This window comes from Kaistella sp. CFF1-2 (assembly GCF_059509915.1).
The window spans coordinates 20,533-40,208 of record NZ_JCAKLF010000004.1; the positions used below are offsets into that span (position 1 = coordinate 20,533).

The 19,676-nt window shown below is 37.5% G+C and carries 20 protein-coding genes; 12 read left to right on the top strand and 8 right to left on the bottom strand.

Features of this window, described 5'->3' with window-relative positions; all coding sequences use genetic code 11:
* Positions 1–153 precede the first annotated feature (153 nt).
* Both AC5XHR_RS11245 and AC5XHR_RS11250 read left to right on the top strand, forming a co-directional pair.
* Positions 154–936, top strand: a complete 783-nt coding sequence (locus tag AC5XHR_RS11245; RefSeq protein ID WP_495951030.1) for a HipA family kinase — start codon at positions 154–156, stop codon at positions 934–936.
* A complete protein-coding gene (locus AC5XHR_RS11250) occupies positions 923–1,306 on the top strand; it encodes a DUF3037 domain-containing protein (protein ID WP_495950889.1) in 384 nt (127 codons plus the stop codon). The genes AC5XHR_RS11245 and AC5XHR_RS11250 overlap by 14 nt, the downstream gene beginning before the upstream one ends.
* A gap of 61 nt (positions 1,307–1,367) precedes the next feature.
* Here AC5XHR_RS11250 and AC5XHR_RS11255 read toward each other — a convergent pair whose 3' ends face one another.
* The 4 genes from AC5XHR_RS11255 to AC5XHR_RS11270 form a co-directional block, all read right to left on the bottom strand.
* Entirely contained in the window at positions 1,368–2,003 is a 636-nt protein-coding gene (locus AC5XHR_RS11255; RefSeq protein WP_495950890.1) for a Crp/Fnr family transcriptional regulator, read from the bottom strand.
* 6 nt (positions 2,004–2,009) lie between these two features.
* A complete protein-coding gene (locus AC5XHR_RS11260; protein ID WP_495950891.1) occupies positions 2,010–2,423 on the bottom strand; it encodes a DUF6691 family protein in 414 nt (137 codons plus the stop codon).
* Between the two features lie 11 nt (positions 2,424–2,434).
* A complete protein-coding gene (locus AC5XHR_RS11265) occupies positions 2,435–2,992 on the bottom strand; it encodes a YeeE/YedE family protein (RefSeq protein WP_495950892.1) in 558 nt (185 codons plus the stop codon).
* Between the two features lie 115 nt (positions 2,993–3,107).
* Positions 3,108–5,447 (bottom strand): ATP-dependent helicase, encoded by a 2,340-nt coding sequence (locus tag AC5XHR_RS11270; protein WP_495950893.1) that lies wholly within the window; start codon positions 5,445–5,447, stop codon positions 3,108–3,110.
* Between the two features lie 163 nt (positions 5,448–5,610).
* Between AC5XHR_RS11270 and AC5XHR_RS11275 the strand changes: the two genes are divergently transcribed.
* From AC5XHR_RS11275 to secG, 3 genes are all read left to right on the top strand, one after another.
* Entirely contained in the window at positions 5,611–6,924 is a 1,314-nt protein-coding gene (locus tag AC5XHR_RS11275; protein WP_495950894.1) for a M16 family metallopeptidase, read from the top strand.
* A 6-nt stretch (positions 6,925–6,930) separates the two neighbouring features.
* Positions 6,931–8,964, top strand: a complete 2,034-nt coding sequence (locus tag AC5XHR_RS11280) for a M16 family metallopeptidase (RefSeq protein ID WP_495950895.1) — start codon at positions 6,931–6,933, stop codon at positions 8,962–8,964.
* 125 nt (positions 8,965–9,089) lie between these two features.
* Positions 9,090–9,431, top strand: coding sequence for a preprotein translocase subunit SecG (gene secG / locus AC5XHR_RS11285; protein ID WP_495950896.1), 342 nt, complete (start codon positions 9,090–9,092; stop codon positions 9,429–9,431).
* Positions 9,432–9,495: 64 nt separating this feature from the next.
* Here secG and AC5XHR_RS11290 read toward each other — a convergent pair whose 3' ends face one another.
* A complete protein-coding gene (locus AC5XHR_RS11290; protein WP_495950897.1) occupies positions 9,496–10,326 on the bottom strand; it encodes a glycosyltransferase family 2 protein in 831 nt (276 codons plus the stop codon).
* Between the two features lie 5 nt (positions 10,327–10,331).
* Positions 10,332–10,943, bottom strand: a complete 612-nt coding sequence (gene recR / locus AC5XHR_RS11295; RefSeq protein WP_495950898.1) for a recombination mediator RecR — start codon at positions 10,941–10,943, stop codon at positions 10,332–10,334.
* 145 nt (positions 10,944–11,088) lie between these two features.
* Here recR and AC5XHR_RS11300 point away from each other — a divergent pair, with 145 nt between their 5' ends.
* The gene (locus AC5XHR_RS11300; protein ID WP_495950899.1) at positions 11,089–11,694 is read left to right on the top strand and encodes an LURP-one-related/scramblase family protein; all 606 of its coding nucleotides are present in this window, start codon (positions 11,089–11,091) and stop codon (positions 11,692–11,694) included.
* A gap of 95 nt (positions 11,695–11,789) precedes the next feature.
* A complete protein-coding gene (locus AC5XHR_RS11305; RefSeq protein WP_495950900.1) occupies positions 11,790–13,235 on the top strand; it encodes an aminoacyl-histidine dipeptidase in 1,446 nt (481 codons plus the stop codon).
* A gap of 35 nt (positions 13,236–13,270) precedes the next feature.
* Here AC5XHR_RS11305 and AC5XHR_RS11310 read toward each other — a convergent pair whose 3' ends face one another.
* Positions 13,271–16,204 carry a DNA polymerase III subunit alpha gene (locus AC5XHR_RS11310; RefSeq protein WP_495950901.1) on the bottom strand — a complete coding sequence of 978 codons (2,934 nt, stop codon included), beginning with the start codon at positions 16,202–16,204 and terminating at the stop codon, positions 13,271–13,273.
* 10 nt (positions 16,205–16,214) lie between these two features.
* Entirely contained in the window at positions 16,215–17,354 is a 1,140-nt protein-coding gene (gene dinB, locus AC5XHR_RS11315) for a DNA polymerase IV (protein WP_495950902.1), read from the bottom strand.
* A 79-nt stretch (positions 17,355–17,433) separates the two neighbouring features.
* On the opposite strand from dinB, the gene AC5XHR_RS11320 reads away from it, so the two are divergent.
* The 5 genes from AC5XHR_RS11320 (at position 17,434) to AC5XHR_RS11340 (ending at position 19,666) form a co-directional block, all read left to right on the top strand.
* The gene (locus tag AC5XHR_RS11320; RefSeq protein ID WP_495950903.1) at positions 17,434–18,216 is read left to right on the top strand and encodes an XRE family transcriptional regulator; all 783 of its coding nucleotides are present in this window, start codon (positions 17,434–17,436) and stop codon (positions 18,214–18,216) included.
* A gap of 18 nt (positions 18,217–18,234) precedes the next feature.
* Positions 18,235–18,645 (top strand): hypothetical protein, encoded by a 411-nt coding sequence (locus tag AC5XHR_RS11325; protein ID WP_495950904.1) that lies wholly within the window; start codon positions 18,235–18,237, stop codon positions 18,643–18,645.
* 121 nt (positions 18,646–18,766) lie between these two features.
* Positions 18,767–18,961 carry a hypothetical protein gene (locus tag AC5XHR_RS11330; protein ID WP_495950905.1) on the top strand — a complete coding sequence of 65 codons (195 nt, stop codon included), beginning with the start codon at positions 18,767–18,769 and terminating at the stop codon, positions 18,959–18,961.
* Between the two features lie 3 nt (positions 18,962–18,964).
* Positions 18,965–19,327 carry a VOC family protein gene (locus tag AC5XHR_RS11335; protein ID WP_495950906.1) on the top strand — a complete coding sequence of 121 codons (363 nt, stop codon included), beginning with the start codon at positions 18,965–18,967 and terminating at the stop codon, positions 19,325–19,327.
* A gap of 93 nt (positions 19,328–19,420) precedes the next feature.
* A complete protein-coding gene (locus AC5XHR_RS11340; protein WP_495950907.1) occupies positions 19,421–19,666 on the top strand; it encodes a redox-active disulfide protein 2 in 246 nt (81 codons plus the stop codon).
* Positions 19,667–19,676: the final 10 nt, after the last annotated feature.

Below are 19,676 nucleotides of genomic sequence, written 5' to 3' on the forward strand. Positions count from 1 at the left end.
CCGAATTATTAAAAAATGATAAAATTTAGTTTCTTTTCCATTCTATTTTGGTTTTTATTGAAGTAGAAGACTAAACCTCAGCAAAATACTTGTTAAAATTATTTTCAAATTGAAATGAAAAAACCATCAAAACAAAATCGTATTTTTGAAGCAATGCAAAATAAGTGGACTTTACGAACGGTTACCGTCATGCGCTACATCCTTCCTTTACGTGAAGGAGGCTCTTTGCCGGCTTTGGCAGAAGCGGATGATGATTTTAAATATGTGCTGAAATTTCGAGGCGCCGGTCATGGTGTCAAAATGTTGATTTCTGAACTCTTGGGTGGAAAAATCACCGAAGCATTAGGGTTAAAAATCCCAGAATTGGTTTTAGTGAATCTTGATGTTGATTTCGGAAGAACCGAAGCCGATGAAGAAATTCAGGATTTATTGAAGTTTTCCGAAGGTTTGAATCTCGGATTGCATTATTTATCAGGAGCTATTGCGTACGAACCAAGTATCAAAATTGATCCGCTTTTGGCATCAAAAATTGTTTGGTTGGATGCATTTATCACCAATATCGACCGAACTTTTAAAAACACCAATCTCCTTTGGTGGCATAAAGAATTGTGGGTTATTGATAACGGAGCTTCGTTCTACTTCCATCATTCTTGGCAGAATTTCGATCAAGCGGCAAAAACGCCTTTCAAATATGTGAAAGACCACGTTTTATTGCCCCAAGCGACAATGTTGGATGAAGCAGACCGCTGGGGACATGAAATGCTCAACGATGAAATCTTCCGAGATTTGGTGAATTTAATTCCCGAAGATTGGTTGCAATGGCAAGATGCGGACGAAAGTCCTGAAGAAATTAGAGAAATCTATTTCCAATTTCTAAAAACTCGACTTGAAAACTCTCAACTATTCTTAAACGAAGCGAAAAATGCAAGAGGATAAATTATACGAATATGCGGTGATCCGCCTAGTTCCGAAGGTTGAAAGAGAAGAATTTTTCAACATTGGCTTGGTGCTTTTTTCGAAAAAAGAAAAATACATTCGAGTTGATTTTCATTTGTGCTCGGACAAATTTCTATTAATGCACAGCAAATTGGATTACGATGAAGTGCAAAAAAACTTGGAAAACTTCCAAAAAATAGCGCACGGAAGCCCTGATGGAGGTCCAATTGCAAAATTGGAAATCCCCGAACGTTTTCGTTGGTTAACGGCCGTTCGAAGTTCGGTGATACAAACATCGCGACCTCATCCTGGAAAAACAAAAGATTTAGACAAAACCTTCGATCGACTTTTTGAAGAATTGGTAAAATAAAATCGGCAACCTTAGGTTGCCGATTTCCGCTTCAAGAGTCGTATTACAAATACGATTTATTTTAAGTAAGAATTTCGATACTGTTTCGATTCAGTTTAATTCGACCTTCATTTTCCAAAGCTTTCAACAATCTTGAAATCACTACGCGAGAACTATTCAGCTCATTAGCGATTTCTTGATGGGTTTTATTAATAATCAATGAACCTGTTATTTTCTGAATTTCAAATAAATAATTCAACAAACGCTCATCCATATGCATGAACGCGATGGAATCAATGGCATTGAGCATTTCATTAAATCGACTATTATACGATTCTAAAACATACGAACGCCACGATTTATATTTCCCCATCCATTCTTCCATTTTCGCAACCGGAATCATGGCAATAACGCCATCATTTTCGGCAACAGCGCGTATTTCACTTTTCTTATCGCCAACACAACAAGCCATCGTCATTGCACACGTATCGCCTTTTTCGATAAAATACAAAAGCAACTCACCCGCATCAAAATCTTCCCTCAAAATCTTGATCGCACCTTCCAAAAGCAAAGGCATTGTCTTGATGTATTTCCCAATTTCGATAAGGACTTCGCCTTCTTTAAAGGAAACAATTTGGGCAACTTCGGCTATTTCATTAATAAGTTCTTCTTCAAAAATAGCTTGATACGATTCTTTGATACGCTCTTTTGTTGTCATAAAATTTTAGTGCGGCAGCTTTTTCTTCAGCAACCCATACAGCCAGGTTCCCAAAACGGCTCCGAAAATCACCACTAAAATAGGAAAATATCCTGCTCCCGTCAAAACAAACATCGGTCCAGGACAAGCGCCTGCCAAAGCCCAACCAAGCCCAAAGATAATCCCACCATAAAGATACCGTTTGATGCTTTTATCTTTATCTTCAATAACAATAGGTTCACCATCGATGCTTTTCATTTTACGTCTTTTGATGAGTTGAACCAACGCAATCCCAACAACCAAAGCACTTCCCATCAAACCATACATGTGAAACGATTGAAAATTGAACATTTCGTAAATCCTAAACCACGATGCAGCTTCGGATTTGTACATTAAAACTCCAAAAAAAGTTCCTATTACTAGATATATTATATTTTTCATGTGAATTCAAATTAAAAAATGAAAGGAAATAAAAGATGAACCATGAGTAAACCACCGATGAAAAATCCAATGGTAGCAATCAATGACGGAAGTTGTAAGTTGCTAATACCCGAAATTGAATGTCCTGATGTACATCCACCCGCATATCGCGCTCCAAAACCAACCAATAATCCACCAATTAATAAAATAGCCAAAACTTTAGGCTCCGAAAACGCTTCATTACCGAATAATTCTGTCGGAACATATGCTTTTCCCGCACTTTCGAATCCTATTCCTTTAAGTTGTTCTATCGTTTTGGGATTCAAATCCGGCGCTTGATTTTCAGAAAGATAATTCGCTCCTAAATAACCACCAAAAATTGCCCCAAGCATCACTAAAAGGTTCCAACGTTGGGATTTCCAATCAAAACAAAAGAAATCACAGGTTTTTCCAGCACCACAAAGTGTGCATAAAGTTCGCAAGTTAGACGACATCCCAAAACGCTTTCCTACAAGCAATAAAACAAACATCGTCAAGGCAATCAGCGGTCCGGAAACGTACCACGGCCAAGGCTCCATAATCCAATTCATAGCAAAATGTATTTTACAATTTCAAACGTTGCAAAATTGGCGCTTTTCCCAAGAACAGAATGTTACTTAGGTTACATTAGATGAAAAAATGAAATTTTTCTTTTAGAAACGAGCTTTAAAGCTTGGTCAACTTTGCGAATTTGAGAATCAGATTTTTCTCGCCTTCGTTTTTAAATAAGACTTTTGCTTTGATGTTTTCCGAATCTGTTCCATCCAAAAACACGACTTCACCCACTCCAAAACGATCATGACGAACCAAATCTCCAACTTCAATATCTTGAGACGAATTCCCACTTGGATTGGTGATTCTTGCCGAGGCGATTGGTTTTAATTTCTTGGCTTCTGTTGGTTGCGAACCTTCAGCAGATCGAGAAATCGACTTTTTTGGTTCTACTTTTTTAAAGGATTTCGGAATGGATGGCGCTTCATCAAACAAACTCGATGACAGTCCAGATCGATTAATGGCCTTTCTATCGGCAACTGGATTGATAAATTCAACAAATCGACTATCGACTTCACTTAAAAATCGAGAAGGTTCGGCGTCTGTAATTTTCCCCCATTGAAATCGAGAAACTGCATACGAAAACACCGCTTGCTTTTCGGCTCTTGTCAGGGCAACGTAGAATAATCTTCGTTCTTCTTCCAACTCTTCACGAGTCGATGAACTCATAAAACTTGGGAACAAATTCTCTTCAAGTCCCACCAAATGCACCACTGGAAACTCCAAACCTTTGGAAAGGTGAATGGTCATCAACGAAACTTGATCTTCCGTCCCGTCGGTTTTTTTATCTTGATCGGTTGTTAACGCAATATTTCCCAAGAAGTTAGAAAGTGAAGCATCACCATCTTCCAATTGCTGCTGTTCTTCGATAAAACCTTGCATGGAATTCATCAATTCCTGAACGTTTTCGACCCTTGAAATTCCTTCCGGTGTTTGATCGTCTTTCAAAAATTTAATCAAACCACTTCGCTTTGCAACTTCCATCGCAACGGTGTAGGCGTTTTCGGTTTTCAACAATACTTGAAACGCTTTAATCATCGACCAAAAATCTGATAATTTTGTAATCACGCCGTTATTAAAACCTAATTGCGGCGCGTAAAATCCAATATTGCCAAGCACTTGAGCCAAAGCCAAACCTTGCGCATCTGCGAAAACAATAAGCTTATTTTGCGTTGTTTCTCCAATTCCACGAGTTGGATAATTGATGACACGCAACAACGCTTCGGAATCATTTTCATTCACCAAAAGACGAAGATAAGCCACCAAATCTTTCACTTCTTTCCTTTGATAGAATGACAAACCGCCATACACACGATACGGAATATTCTTTTTTCTCAATGAATCTTCAAAGGCTCGAGTTTGCGAATTGGTACGATATAAAATGGCAAAATCATTGAATTTCTTCTGCTCCGTATTGTGTAATTCCCAAATATTAGACGCAACGAAACTCGCCTCATCGGCATCAGAAAGCGCACGATAGACTTTAATTTTTTCTCCAACTTCATTATCACTAAACACGTTCTTTTTGAACTGTTGTGTATTTCGTGAAATCACCACATTTGCCGCATCAACGATGGTTTGTGTCGAACGATAATTCTGTTCTAACGAAACGGTGATTGCATCCGGATAGTCTTTTTTGAAATTCAGAATGTTGTAAATATTGGCTCCACGAAACGAGTAAATAGATTGCGCATCATCTCCTACCACACAAATATTTTCAAATTTTGAAGCCAATGCTTTCACAATTAAGTACTGCGAATGGTTGGTATCTTGGTACTCATCCACCAAAATATAACGGAAACGATCTTGATATTTCGCCAAAACTTCAGGAAAACGAGTAAGAAGTTCGTTGGTTTTCAACAATAAATCATCAAAGTCCATCGCTCCGTTTTTAAAACAAGCTTCAACGTATTTTTGATAAATCGTCCCCATGTGCTTCATATTCGCACGTTCATCTGCTTCTAACAATTCAGGATTATTGTAATACGCTTTTACCGTAATCAAATTGTTTTTATAGGTTGAAATCCGAGAAAGTACTTTTTTAGGTTTGTAAATATCTTGATCGACATTCAGTTCCTTCATCACTTTTCGCAAAACATTCAATGCATCTTGCGTATCATAGATGGTAAAATTGGAGGGATACCCCAAATAATGGCCTTCACTTCGCAATATTCTTGCAAAAACGGAGTGAAACGTTCCCATCCAAAGGCTTCTTGCATTAGTATCTCCCACCACTTTCGCAATACGGTCTTTCATTTCGCGTGCCGCTTTGTTGGTAAAGGTTAACGCAAGGATATTAAAAGGATCAACCCCATTGGTAATTAAATGGGCAATACGCATCGTAAGCACTCTGGTTTTCCCAGAACCCGCTCCAGCAAGCACCATTAAAGGCCCTTGCAAGGTTGTTACTGCTTCGTATTGAGATTCGTTTAGTCCTTTCAAATAATCCATCATGCCTCGAAAAATTTTAGAACTACAAAAGTACATCTTTCACTAGAGAATTCAAATTCTTGGGAAACGCACATGTAGGGATATCAAATACAGAAAAAAACATGGAAATTGTGTAACATTTGCAATTCTAAAGCAACTAATTGCATAGAAAAATAGTTTAACTAATATGAAAAAAAGATTTCTTAGCGTTGCTGCAGCGGCCTTTTTCGGACTGACGCTTCAAGCACAAAAAATTGATTTTGAAGAATACACGCTAGACAATGGTCTGCATGTTATTTTGCATCAAGACAACTCGGCACCCGTGGTTACTACTGGGGTAATGTACCATGTGGGAGCGAAAGACGAGCTTGTAGGAAGAACAGGATTTGCGCATTTCTTTGAGCATTTGCTTTTCGAAGGAACAAAAAATATCAAACGAGGAGAATGGTTTAAAATCGTTTCTTCTAATGGAGGTTCCAACAACGCCAATACAACAAACGACCGTACATACTATTACGAAACTTTCCCATCAAACAACGAACAGTTGGGACTTTGGATGGAATCGGAACGAATGAAATCTGGAGATATCAACCAAATTGGTGTGGATACCCAAAGAGAAGTTGTTAAAGAAGAAAAAAGACTTCGTATGGACAACCAACCGTACGGAAATCTATTCACCGAAGTACAGAAGAACTTGTTCACAAAACACCCATACAACTGGTCTACGATTGGCTCTATGGATGATTTAAATGCAGCTCAACTTCAGGAATTCCGTGATTTTTATAAGAAATTCTATGTTCCAAACAACGCTGTTTTAGTCGTTGCGGGTGACATTAAAAAAGATCAAACAAAAAAGTGGATTAAAGAGTATTATGGAAGCATTCCTAAAGGAACTGTTACTCCAAAAAACTTCCCTAAAGACGAACCGATCACAAAAACAAAAGAAGTTACGGCTTACGATAAAAACATCCAACTTCCTGCGTATGTATTCGCTTACAGAACGCCAGGAGCAAAAGAAAAAGACGCCTATACTTTGGATATGATTTCTACGTATTTAAGCGGTGGAAAATCATCAGTATTGTACAAAAAATTAGTAGATAAAGAGAAAAAAGCTTTGGAAGTTGCGGCTTTCAATCAAGGTTTAGAAGATTATGGAATTTTCGCAACGTTCGCTATCCCGATGGGAACAACGACGAAAGAAGTTTTAGAAAAAGATATCGACGCAGAAATCGCAAAACTTCAGACGACTTTAATTTCAGAAGAAGATTATCAAAAATTGTTGAATCAGTTTGAGAATAATTTCGTGAACTCCAATTCATCAATTCAGGGAATTGCGCATTCATTAGCACATAATTATATGTTGATGGGTGATACCAATTTAATTAACAAGGAATTAGAAATTTACCGCTCAATCACCAGACAAGATTTGATGAACGCGGCTAAAAAATACCTAAACCCGAACCAAAGAGTAGAATTGAACTATTTACCTGAAAAAAAATAAAGCTTTATGAAATACCAATTTAAATATATCGCAGCGGCATTCTTATTTTCAGGAATGGTTACTGCACAAAGCATTAATGTAGACCAAATGCCTAAACCTGGGCCTACGCCGACAATTAATATCGCCAAACCAAAAACATTTACGTTAAAAAATGGTCTTACGGTAATGGTTGTAGAAAACTCAAAACTTCCAAGAGTAAGCACCACACTTACGATGGATAGACAGCCTATTTTCGAAGGAACAAAAGCGGGTGTTAGTCAAATTATGGCGGGACAATTAGGAGAAGGAACGACCAAAGTTTCCAAAGATGATTTCAACAAAAGAATCGACTTCTTAGGAGCTGGATTAGATTTTTCATCAGGAGGCGCTTCGGCGAATTCGTTGTCTAAATACTATCCCGAAGTTTTATCTATGATGGCTGATGCGATCATCAATCCAAGATTTGATGTTGAAGAGATCAACAAGTCGAAGGACAGAATGATTGAAGGCCTTAAAGCGGATGAGAAAAACGCAAGCAGCATCGCCAGTAAAGTAAACAGAGCGGTGATGTACGGAAAAAATACATCTCGTGGAGAATTCAACACAGCAGAAACGATTAAAAACGTTCAACTTGCGGATGTTCAAGATTTCTACAAAAAATATTACGCACCAAACAACGCGTATTTAGTTATTGTTGGTGATGTTAAATTTGAAGATGTAAAAAAACAAGTAGAGCGTGACTTTTCAGCTTGGAAAAAATCGGATGTAAAATTCGGAAACCTAGAGCCTGTTGCAACTCTTGCAGCAACAGAAATTGATGTTGTTGACGTTCCAAACGCCGTACAATCTGTGGTAAACGTTGGAAACACAACTGATCTTAAAATGAATAGCAAGCAATATTTCCCTGCGGTTATCGCAAACTACATTCTTGGTGGTGGTGGTGAAGCAAGACTATTCATGAATCTTCGTGAGAAAAACGGATTTACGTACGGAGCCTATTCTTCTTTAAATACGGGAAAATACGGACCAACATTCGCTGCAAACGCAAGTGTTCGTAACGAAGTTACGGATAAAGCGGTGGTAGAATTCATGAACGAATTGAAAGCCATTAACACCGTAAAACCAGAAGAATTAACGAGTGCTAAAGCGAAGTTGAAAGGAGACTTCATCCGTTCATTAGAAAGTCCAGCAACGATTGCACGTTTTGCATTAAGTCAAAAAACGCAGGATTTACCTGAGAATTTCTATACAGATTATTTGAAGTCTATTGATGCGGTTACTGCTGGAGATATTTCAAATGCTGTAAAATCATTCATCAAGCCAAATCAATCTAGAATTTTTGTTGCGGGTAAAGCAGCAGAAATTGCTGATGGTTTAGAAAAATTAGGATATCCTGTAAAATACTACGATACCAATGCAAACCCAACAACAAAACCAGAGGCTCAAAAAGTTGACGCATCGGTTTCTGTAGCGAGTGTTATGGACAAATACATCGCTGCAATTGGAGGAAAAGCAGCTTTGGAAAAAATTACATCAGTAACAACCAAAGCAACGGGAACTGTTCAAGGGATGCAATTGGATCTTAAAACAATTGAAGCCAACGGTGGAAAGAATTTATCTGAAGTTTCTATGGGTGGAAATGTAGTGCAAAAGATTTTCTTCGACGGTAAAAACGGTGGAATGTCAATGCAAGGACAGTCTATACCTCTTCCAGAAGAAACGAAAGCGGAGTTTTTGAATTCAACAACAGCAATTCCAGAATTGGGGTATGCAAAAAATCCAAATGCAAAAATTTCGGGTAGCGAAACCTTCAACAATGAAGATTGTTACGTTGTAAAAGTGGGCGCAACAAGCTATTTTTACAGCAAAAAAACAGGTCTTAAAGTTGGAAAGCAAATGACTGCTCAAGGACAAACGGTAAACGTGAAATTCGCAGATTACAAAGACGTTTCTGGAGTAAAATTTCCACAAAGCATTACGCAAGCTATTGGACCTATGGAAATGGTTTTCAACGTTAGCTCGATTGAACTGAATAAAGCAACCGATGCTGATTTTAAATAATCAGAAAAGGTAGTAATCCTATAAACAGCAACTTCGGTTGCTGTTTTTTTATTGAAATATCATTTGGCTATTTGTAATTTCATCAAAAAACATTACATTTGCCCTTCAAAATTTAGAATAAAACGATGAGTGCTATATTTACAATTTTAATGGTGGTAGTAATGATCCTTTGTATCTTACTAATTATCGTCATTATGGCTCAAAACCCAAAAGGTGGAGGTCTTTCTTCAACATTCGGTGGTGCATCTTCTGCACAATTCGGTGTACAAAGAACCAACGACTTTATGGAAAAAGCAACTTGGACTCTTGGAGTTTCGGTTGTTGTAGTAATTATTTTAAGCGTAGTTCTTACGGCAAGCCCAGTACAATCTTTACCGAAAGTACAAGCGCCTAAGAAAACGGAAGCTCCTGCAAGTGCACCAACAAACACACCTGCAACAGCGCCCACTTCTACTCCAGCGAAATAAGCATTACAATCGTACAAAATATAAAGAGAACCTATTTGGTTCTCTTTTTTTTATGCTTTTATTTTTAGTTGAGTTTTCGTTTTTCTAGAAAATGTTTCACTCGCAATCCAAATGATAATACAACATGTTGAAATTTCTTTTGCTGATAGTATTTGTCAATAAAAATCTGCATCGCACCATAAAATCGCTCAAGATAAACCTCATCTTTTTGGGTACTTTCTCCTTTAAGATGTAAAATAGAAAAAGCGCCGTAATACCAGTTTTGATAGCCTTTATTTAAAAAAGAATTACACAAATCAATATCTTCACCGTACATAAAATACGCTTCGTCTAAACCACCTACTTCCCAGTAGCGATCTCGTTTACAAATCAAAAATGCACCCGTCACAATATCCACAGGCGCAATATCGGTTTCTTGTAAATCATCACGATAATAGGATTTGGACTTTGTCATTCCAAATGTGAAAAACAACTTCCCAAACGAGTTGATAATTCCTGGAACCGAGCGTTTACTTTCCGGAAGAAAAGCCCCAGAAGCATCGTGCATGCGAACACCTAAACATCCAAAGTTGGCTTTAGATTTAGCGAAATCAAGAACTCTTTTCAAATCATCAGATTCGAGTTCCGTATCTGGGTTGAGAAGTAAAAGATACTCGCCTTTTGCTTTTTTTATTCCAACATTATTTCCTTTTGCAAAACCTGCATTTTCAGCATTTGAAATGAATTGAACGTTTGGAAACTCGTGGATTAAAACCTTCCAAGAATCATCTGGAGACGCATTGTCCACAACCAAAACTTCGTACGAAATGTCTTTCACAAAACGATCGATCGATTGCAAACATTTTCGCAAAACATCCGAAACTTGATAATGAAGAATAACAATGCTGAGTTCCATAGAATCTAGCTTTTTTCAGAATACGGCGATCTGTTGATAATCGAGCGTCCCAAAGAAATTTCATCTGCATATTCCAACTCATCTCCTACCGAAATTCCACGCGCAATACTCGAAAACTGAACCGAAAAATGTTTCAATTTTTTATACATATAATACGCCGTTGTATCGCCTTCCATGGTTGCACTCAGAGCAAAAATCACTTCTTTCACTTCGCCCGACTCGAGTTTGGATTCTACTGCCGAAATTTTTAGTTGTCCTGGACCAATTCCTTCCATCGGCGAAATTTTTCCACCCAAAACCACATATTTCCCTTGAAATTTCCCTGTATTTTCAATGGCCATCACGTCGCGAACATCTTCAACAACGCAAAGCAATTCTGAACTTCGATTCGAACTAGCACAAATATCACAAATCTCCGAATCCGAAAAATTATGACATTCTTTACAATACTGAATTTCACGAACCAATTTCTCAAGAGAATCGGCAAGAGCAAGGGCTTGACTTTCGGGTTGACGAAGAAGATATAGAGCCAATCGCAGTGCCGATTTTTTCCCTATCCCTGGCAATCCAGAGATTTCTTCAACCGCTTTGGATAAAACTTTACTTGGGTAATCCATAACGACAAAGATAAAGCTAATTCTTTATTTTTTCTACTTCCAATATTGGAGAAATCAGATTAAAAAGCCATATGAATTTGATTTTAAATTTAACAAATGCCTATCGGGAATTCCGAAAAAAGACTATCTTTAAACAAAAAACCTTATGCACTTAAAGAATCTCAACTATCCGCTAGACTTCAAATTTAGGATTACGACTCTTTCCAGCGACTTCACGATCACGGATGCCAACGGAAAAGAAATCGCTTATGTACGCCAGAAAATGTTCCGTTTGAAGGAGGATGTCATTATCTATTCGGATCATTCGAGAACACAACAATTATTTCAAATCAAAGCCAATCAGTGGTTGGATTTTAATGCATCTTACAGCCTAGTTGATTTAGTGAATATGAAAAGCTACGGTCGGGTTTCACGCAAAGGAATGCGCTCTTTCTGGAAAGCGACGTACGATATCATGGATGAAAACAACATCACCAAATTCACCATTACCGAGGACAATGGTTTTAAAAAAATCTGGGACAGCATGGTAGGTGAAATCCCCATTGTTGGGATGTTTACTGGCTATTTCCTAAACCCTTCATATAGTGTGAAAGATGCCGCTGGACGCAGTTATTTTCAACTAAAGAAAATGCCTTCGTTAATCGGAAGACGTTTCCAACTGAACCGAATGGTGGATATTGATGAGGAAGATGAAACATTGGTAATTTTATCACTTCTGATGATGGTTTTACTAGAACGTGCACGAGGTTAATCCCGAATAAAAAACAGCTAAAAAAGCACTAAATATGCGGCCAAAGGAATTCTTTAGCCGCTTTTTATTTTGTAAATTTGGACAAATAAATTTTTATGAGCTTACAAAATATAGAGCCTCAAATTATTTGGAAGAATTTTTCTGCATTAAACGCAGTTCCGAGACCTTCCAAAAAAGAGGAAAAAGTAATTGAATTCATCAAAAATTTTGGTGAATCATTGAATCTTGAAACCATCGTAGACGAAGTAGGTAACGTGATTATTCGCAAACCAGCAACTTCAGGAATGGAAAATCGTACACCGATCGTTTTGCAATCGCATTTGGATATGGTTTGTCAAAAAAACAACGACGTTGATTTTGATTTTGACACGCAAGGAATTCAAATGATTGTCGATGGTGATTGGGTGAAGGCAAAAGGGACAACTCTTGGTGCTGATAATGGTTTGGGTGTTGCATCCATCATGTCAATTTTAGAATCTTCTGACATCCCACATCCTGCTCTAGAAGCGCTTTTCACAATCGATGAAGAAACGGGAATGACAGGAGCTTTAAACCTACAACCAGGTCTTTTGAAGGGTGAAATTTTGCTAAATCTTGATACCGAGGAAGATGACGAAATTGATATCGGTTGCGCCGGTGGTGTTGATGTAACGGCTTCTCAGAAGTACGCTTTAGAAGCAACACAAGGTGAAATTCTTTCGATTTATGTTAAAGGTTTGCAAGGTGGACATTCAGGAATGGACATTCATAAAGGTTTTGGAAACGCCAATGTGTTGATTGGAAGATTGCTTTTTGCAGGAAACCAAACACAAGATATTCAGTTAATTTCAATAGATAGTGGAGGTTTGAGAAATGCTATTCCAAGAGAAGGAAAAGCAATTTTCACCGTCGCAAACGCTGATGAATTTTTGAAAGTAGCGAATGCTTTAAAAGAAGAAATTCTAGTTGAATTCGCTTCTGTTGAAAAAGACTTAAGTATCAGCATTGAAAAAGCTGAAGCTGCTAATCAAGGGCTTTCGGCTGCAGATTCTAAAAAAATAATTTATGCATTGAAAGCAGCTCACAACGGAGTTTACCGCATGTCTCCTGATGTGGCTGATTTGGTAGAAGCGTCTAACAACGTTGCTCGTGTTGAATTGAAAGAAGGTGCTTTGAAGATTTTAAATCTTTCTCGTTCTTCGGTAGATTCGTCTAAAGACGATGTTGCAGGACAGTTACGTGCTGTTTTCGAATTAGCAGGAATGCAAGTAGAATTTAGCGGAGCATATCCAGGTTGGAAACCACTTCCAGGTTCGGAAATCGTTACGATTATGGATAAATTGTACACGGAAAAATTTGGTTCTAAACCTCACGTTGTGGCTTGCCACGCTGGTTTGGAATGCGGAATTATCGGTTCACATTATCCAGAAATGGAAATGGTTAGTTTCGGGCCAACGATTCGTGGTGCGCACTCGCCAGACGAACGTGCGAGCATTTCATCAACCCAGAAATTCTGGAGTTTCTTGAAAGACATTCTAACTCAGATTCCTGAGAAAAAATAACAAAAAACCTTCCACCATTTGGTGGAAGTTTTTTTTTAAACGCTTCTTGGATCGGGTTTCAATGGCATCATTGCACATCGATGAACTTCAATTGCCGGACAGTCAAAATCCAAGCTTACTTTTCCTTCAATTAAATACAAACCGCGACCTCGCAACGGCGATGTTTTCAAGCTTTGCGGAAAATGAACCGTATCTACAAAATCTCCGTGCTCATCTAAAAACGTCCCAAACTTCATTAAAGTTCCTGTTTTGGTTCGTACCGTTTTAGAAGCTACTAAATGTGCTACAATTCGTACAATTTCCCCTTCAAAAGACGTCAACGTTTTTCCCGTAACAGTGCCTCTGTAGGAGGATTTAGCAAAATCAAAACTTGATCCCGAAACGGGAAACCCCATCAATTCAAGCTCATCATAAAGATCTTCTAACTTCTCTGTTGTTAATTTGGGTAAAGTCAATTTTTCGGTTTCTCCATAAAACAAATACCCTGAAGCATTCGTTTTTTCTTTTGACTTTTTTAAAATCAAATGCGCCTCCCACAATAATTCTTTTTTACCCATTCCTAAAAAGCGAAAAGCCCCACAACGAATAAGAATCAAAACCTGTTCAAGTCCAGCCCCAGTACGCAAACAAAAATCTGATAAACCTCGATACAAACCATTTTGAACTCTTTCTTCGGGAATCCGAATTGCTAAATCCGTTTCTAAATTCAGTAAACAATCAAAACCCAAATAAATATGTTTACCGTGAATCGATGTATTAAAAATACTTTTGTTCACACAAGGCAAACAGATGATTCCACCTGCTTTTTTGGCTTCATTTACATAAACTTCTCGAGAATAAAACCCTCCATAATTATTCAAAACACTCACCATAAACTCTCGTGGATAATAGGTTTTCAGGAAAAGACTTTGATAACTTTCTACCGCAAAAGACGCCGAATGCGCCTTATTAAAACTATAGCCTGCAAAACTTTCCATCTGGCGCCATACTTCTCTAGAGACCTCATCTGGATAGCCTCGTTCTTTACAGTTTTGATAGTATTTGTCTTCAATTTCTGCTAAATGATTTTTGTTACGGTATTTTCCGCTCATCATTCTTCGCAAAACATCGGCTTCAGCCAAGTCCAATCCTCCAAAATGATGCCCTATTTTCATCACATCTTCCTGATATACCATCACACCGTAGGTATCCTCTAGCTGTTCTTTAAAAGCGGGGTGTATATATTCAACTTTTTCTGGCGCCAAATGCCGCTCTATATATGCATGCATCATCCCTGAAGACGCCACACCAGGTCGGATAATAGAACTAGCTGCTACTAACGTGAGATAATCATCACAATTCAATTTTAAAATAAGCTGACGCATTGCAGGACTTTCAATATAAAAACAACCAATGGTATTCGCTTTTCGTAATTGCTCTGCAATAAGAGGATCTGTAAAAAACCGTTTCGGATTGGTGGTTTCCACCTGATTCCCCGTGTTCAAACGAATAATCTCTCGACAATCTTTAATATGCCCAATCCCACGTTGCGAAAGAATATCAAATTTCTCAAAACCCAAATCTTCGGCAACATACATATCGTATTGCGTTGTCGGAATTCCTTTGGGAGGATAATCTAACGCCGAATAACATGTTAAAGGCTCTTCCGAAATCAGAACTCCAGAGGCGTGAATCGTTCGCTGATTAGGAAAATCTTCCATCTGATTATGTACATCCAAAATCATTTTTGTGACTTCATTCTCATTCAACATATGCGTAGGATCTTTAATTAGTCTATCGATTTCACTTTTCGGCAAACCATAAATCTTCCCCAGTTCACGGATAATAGATCGGTCTTTAAATGTTCCCATAGCACCCATTAACGCAACATTTTCGTAGCGTCCAAAAAGATATTTATACATTTCATCTCGATCTTTCCAAGAAAAATCAACATCAAAATCGGGCGGAACTTTACGTTTAGGATTTAAAAATCGTTCAAAATATAAATTGAGTTCAATTGGGCAAACATCTGTAATCCCAAGACAATATGCCACAATGCTATTCGCACCACTTCCCCGACCCACATAATGAAAATTGCGAGATCTAGCATATCGACACAAATCATCCGTAATTAAAAAATAGCTAGAGAAGTTAAGAGTATCAATAATTTCCAATTCTTTCAACACTCGAGATCTAGCGACTTCGTCCGTTACTTCGTATCGATTTTCAAACCCTTCAAATGCATATCGATACAAAAGAGCTTTGTCTTCTGAATACGATCCTGTAAAGGTTTTTTTGTATTTAGAACCACCAAATTCAAAATAAAAACGACATCTGGAAAGTAGTCGTTCCGTATTTTCAATAAGTTTCGGCACCAATTCATACCGTTTTTTGAGCCGGTCTTGCGGGACGAAAATTTCGTCTTCTCGACCGATTTGTTCAGGCGGCGTTTGGGAAATCAACAAATTAGAGTCAATTGCTCGAAGTTGCTTATGAAGTTGATATTTTTCGGGCTGAAATGATACTGGGGCCAAAATCACGTAACGTTCCCAATGTTTTTTAGGAAACGTCAGAAATTTAGCAACTTCATGTGGACGAATTCCAATAAATTCATTTTCTCGTAAATCTCGTTCTTCTCTCGCCCCAAAAGGATAAACAACAAAAACATTTTCAAATTCAGGAGCTACTTTCGGTAAAAGAGATTTTTGTTTATTCGTAATCGTCATCAACTCATTCAATTCTCGAAAGCCAGATTCATTTTTAGCAATTCCTACAAAAAGCAATTGGTGATTATTGCGAAATTCCATTCCCGCTAAACCGTTGATTCCCGCTTCACGACAGAGTCTAATAAATTTCAGAACAGCAGAAGAATTATTAATATCAGTAAGCACAGCCGTATCGTATCCATAATTGCGAATACCTTCTACGAGCTTTTCCAAACTTAACGTTCCGTATCGTAAGCTGTAATAACTATGTAAATTGAGTAGCATAAGAAAATCTTTAAAAAATACATCCTCGCATCACGGCTTGATGTCCGTAACGCATCCGAATACGATCCATCGCTTGGGCAAGATTGAGTTCTTCGAAGGTTTGACTAAACAAATCAGGTTGATAATTTCCAGCTACGAGATTGCTCAACTTCACTCCTATCAATCGAATGAGCATCCGCCGGCTATATAACTTGGTAAAAAGCTGAAGAACTCTTTCAAAAATTACTTTTTCTGACGAAGTGAACGAGAGTTTGGCTTGCATGGTATGTGTATCAAAATTGCTATATCTAATTTTAACTGTCACACAAGTCGTTAGTTTTTCTTCTTTTCGAAGATCAAAAGCCAACTCATCCACCATTTTAAATAGGATTTTCTTCAGAAGTTCCATATCAATCGTATCTTTTGCAAACGTTGTTTCTTTACTCATACTTTTCTGCTTATGAAAAGGCACCACAGCGCTAGAATCTATTCCATTGGCTTTGTTCCAAATCGTCACACCATTTTCACCCAAAACACGCTTCATTGTAAATACCTCCATCTGCTGCAAGGTAGCAATCTGAGAAATCCCCATGTTTCGTAACAAAGGATAGGTTTTACCGCCAATCCCTGGAATTTTCCGAATAGATAATGGTGCTAGAAAAGGCTTCTCAAAACCGATATCTATTTTCCTCTCGCCGCAAGGTTTGGCTTCACCGGTCGCAATTTTACTTACTGTTTTATTACAAGACAGACCAAAAGAAATGGGCAATCCTGTTTCCTTCATAATCCGTTGTCGAAGTTCTTGGGTGAGTTTCCACGTTCCAAAAAAGCGATCCATTCCCGTCATATCCAAATAATGTTCATCTATAGACGCTTTTTCTACAATGGGAATTTGCTCTTCAATAATTTCGGTAACGATATTAGAATATTTACTGTACATATCATGATCACCATGAACTACATGAGCGTCTGGACAAAGTAGTTTCGCCATTCGCATAGGCATAGCGGAATGTATTCCAAATTTTCGTGCTTCATAACTGCAAGAAGCCACCACACCACGTCCTTCTTCTCTACCAATCAAAACTGGTTTACCTACTAAATCTGTATTAATAAGCCGCTCTACCGAAACAAAAAAGGTATCTAAATCACAATGTACAATCGTACGTTCCATATTCAAGTTGAAAATTGAACTTCAAAATTAGTATGAATTATCGCAAATAATTTTATATTTGTTGATATAAATTATAGCAATGTTATATTTGTCTGAAAACATGCGCTATCTGAGAAATCAGATTGGCTTTTCGCAACAACGGGTTGCCGATAACATCTCGATTACTAGAGGACGTTATGCGAAATATGAAGATGGAGCTTCGGAACCACCTTTAGAAATTTTATTGAAAATTTCGAAGTATTTTAAAATTAGTATTGATCTTTTGGTGTCTGTTGATATCCGAAAATATCCTTTGGAAGAAATGCTCAACCTTCCTGACAATCGTATTTTGATACCGATTATCGTGGATTCTCACGGAAATAATCAAATCGAAATTATCCCGCAAAAAGCGTCGATGGGTTATCTTAATGGCTATTCTGATCCCGACTATATTGAAAGTTTGCAAACCATTTCGCTTCCATTTTTGAGGAACGGAAAGTTTCGGGCTTTTCCTGCGGATGGCGATTCGATGCCGCCGTATAAAGATGGAACGTACATTGTCGGTAAATATGTAGAAAATTTAGCCGACTTAAAACCCGATAAAACCTATGTTTTTATCACAGTAAACGACGGAATTATCTACAAACGTTTTCAGTTCAATGAAGCGAATTTCATATGTGTAAAATCGGATAATAGTTTTTATGAACCTTTAAAAATTCCGTTAACTGAAGTGCGAGAAATTTGGGAATTTGCATGCAGCATCGCAACCAAAGAATATACAGAATCCGACTTGCAGTTGGACAATTTCGCTATTATTCGTAAGTTGGATGAACTAAAAAGAGAAGTAAACGATTTGAAAAGAGACGCATCAAATCCAATATAATTCCATTCAAATTTCATAATGAAAAATTTTTTCTACACGATACTTATACTTTCTGGACTCATTCCAGCAACGTATTTATTGATTATTGCAGGACTTTTTCTCTCAGAAATCATCCCAAGCTTACGAGAAGATTCTTCCCAAACAAAAACGTTATTCAGCCTTTTGATGGGAATTTGCGGCTACATCGGTTTGGTCATCGCATTGATTCCAAAATTCTATCCGAAACACCTTGTAAAAATACTATTCTGTTTGATTGGAGTTTTAGGATTTGCTTTATTTATGACCATTGAAGGCAACGGAATCACATGGAATTGGTTTACAAAAATGGAAGAACCTGATGCTTGGCTAATTTTCATGTGGCCCAATATTGTTTGTATAATCCTAATAATTCTGAATTTAATTCAATGGACAAAGTCTTCTAAATCATAGAAAAGGTTGTTTTTTTCCTATATTCGACTAAGAAATTAGGTATTATTCTAAACAAAAAAACATGAAATCTAAAACGACTTTTATCTTTATCTTTCTCTTTTTATTAGCGTCAACTCTGGTATTGGCACAAACTGGAGCTGTTACAGAAAGCACGCCGCAAAGCGTCACCAAAGTTATCACCAAAAACGGAATTGGTTTCGGGGCAGTTCTCGCCATTGTACTTTCATGGGACCGCAACAAATCCATCCTATTAGCAATATTGCATGGAATTTTCAGTTGGCTGTATGTTATTTATTATGCCATTACACGAAAGTAAATTATGATTTTCAAATCGCTAACGCCCATTATCACCACCGAAAAGTTAGAAGAAACACTTTCCTTCTATACCCAAATTTTGAAATTTCATATTGAAGATCAAAATACCGATTGGGGTTGGGCACGACTCGCCAAAGACGGGATTGAAATGATGATCAGCCAGCCAAATGCTCATTTGGAACATCAAAAAAGTACGTTTACAGGAAGTTTTTACTTTGAAATAGACGATGTAGAAAGCCTTTGGCAAGAACTTCGAGATCGTGTAAACATTTGCTACGAGCTCGAAACATTTCCTTGGAACATGTGTGAATTCGCTATTTTTGATCCCAACGGCTACATTCTTCAATTCGGACAAAATATAGAATAATTTCATTTCCTAAAAAAAAGGCTTTCGTATCTCTTTTCTACGCGAAAAGTTTTAATTTAAGAGTTTGAAAATTTTCTTAATTTCAAACATTTTATGGCACAAAAATCCTTTGAAGACATGAGCACAGAAGAGCTCGAAAAATCAAGAAAAATACTAAGCGTCATCCTTGGTTTTATACTTGGAGCTTCGTTGATCATTCTTGTTTTGGGAATATACATCACGATAAACAAAGGCTTTACCCCTGTTTTAATCATCCCAATTACGATGCTTCCTATTTGGATTATGAACTACAACAACCTCAACAAAATCAAAGAAGAACTTAAAAAAAGAGTTTCTTAACTAAAGTTGA

What these genes read in the sequence shown, in the direction of transcription:
- AC5XHR_RS11245 (WP_495951030.1), top strand. Translation starts at nt 154, where the DNA reads ATGCAAAATAAGTGGACTTTACGAACGGTTACCGTCATGCGCTACATC.
- AC5XHR_RS11250 (WP_495950889.1), top strand. Translation starts at nt 923, where the DNA reads ATGCAAGAGGATAAATTATACGAATATGCGGTGATCCGCCTAGTTCCG.
- AC5XHR_RS11255 (WP_495950890.1), bottom strand. Translation starts at nt 2,003, where the DNA reads ATGACAACAAAAGAGCGTATCAAAGAATCGTATCAAGCTATTTTTGAA.
- AC5XHR_RS11260 (WP_495950891.1), bottom strand. Translation starts at nt 2,423, where the DNA reads ATGAAAAATATAATATATCTAGTAATAGGAACTTTTTTTGGAGTTTTA.
- AC5XHR_RS11265 (WP_495950892.1), bottom strand. Translation starts at nt 2,992, where the DNA reads ATGAATTGGATTATGGAGCCTTGGCCGTGGTACGTTTCCGGACCGCTG.
- AC5XHR_RS11270 (WP_495950893.1), bottom strand. Translation starts at nt 5,447, where the DNA reads ATGATGGATTATTTGAAAGGACTAAACGAATCTCAATACGAAGCAGTA.
- AC5XHR_RS11275 (WP_495950894.1), top strand. Translation starts at nt 5,611, where the DNA reads ATGAAAAAAAGATTTCTTAGCGTTGCTGCAGCGGCCTTTTTCGGACTG.
- AC5XHR_RS11280 (WP_495950895.1), top strand. Translation starts at nt 6,931, where the DNA reads ATGAAATACCAATTTAAATATATCGCAGCGGCATTCTTATTTTCAGGA.
- secG (WP_495950896.1), top strand. Translation starts at nt 9,090, where the DNA reads ATGAGTGCTATATTTACAATTTTAATGGTGGTAGTAATGATCCTTTGT.
- AC5XHR_RS11290 (WP_495950897.1), bottom strand. Translation starts at nt 10,326, where the DNA reads ATGGAACTCAGCATTGTTATTCTTCATTATCAAGTTTCGGATGTTTTG.
- recR (WP_495950898.1), bottom strand. Translation starts at nt 10,943, where the DNA reads ATGGATTACCCAAGTAAAGTTTTATCCAAAGCGGTTGAAGAAATCTCT.
- AC5XHR_RS11300 (WP_495950899.1), top strand. Translation starts at nt 11,089, where the DNA reads ATGCACTTAAAGAATCTCAACTATCCGCTAGACTTCAAATTTAGGATT.
- AC5XHR_RS11305 (WP_495950900.1), top strand. Translation starts at nt 11,790, where the DNA reads ATGAGCTTACAAAATATAGAGCCTCAAATTATTTGGAAGAATTTTTCT.
- AC5XHR_RS11310 (WP_495950901.1), bottom strand. Translation starts at nt 16,204, where the DNA reads ATGCTACTCAATTTACATAGTTATTACAGCTTACGATACGGAACGTTA.
- dinB (WP_495950902.1), bottom strand. Translation starts at nt 17,354, where the DNA reads ATGGAACGTACGATTGTACATTGTGATTTAGATACCTTTTTTGTTTCG.
- AC5XHR_RS11320 (WP_495950903.1), top strand. Translation starts at nt 17,434, where the DNA reads ATGTTATATTTGTCTGAAAACATGCGCTATCTGAGAAATCAGATTGGC.
- AC5XHR_RS11325 (WP_495950904.1), top strand. Translation starts at nt 18,235, where the DNA reads ATGAAAAATTTTTTCTACACGATACTTATACTTTCTGGACTCATTCCA.
- AC5XHR_RS11335 (WP_495950906.1), top strand. Translation starts at nt 18,965, where the DNA reads ATGATTTTCAAATCGCTAACGCCCATTATCACCACCGAAAAGTTAGAA.
- AC5XHR_RS11340 (WP_495950907.1), top strand. Translation starts at nt 19,421, where the DNA reads ATGGCACAAAAATCCTTTGAAGACATGAGCACAGAAGAGCTCGAAAAA.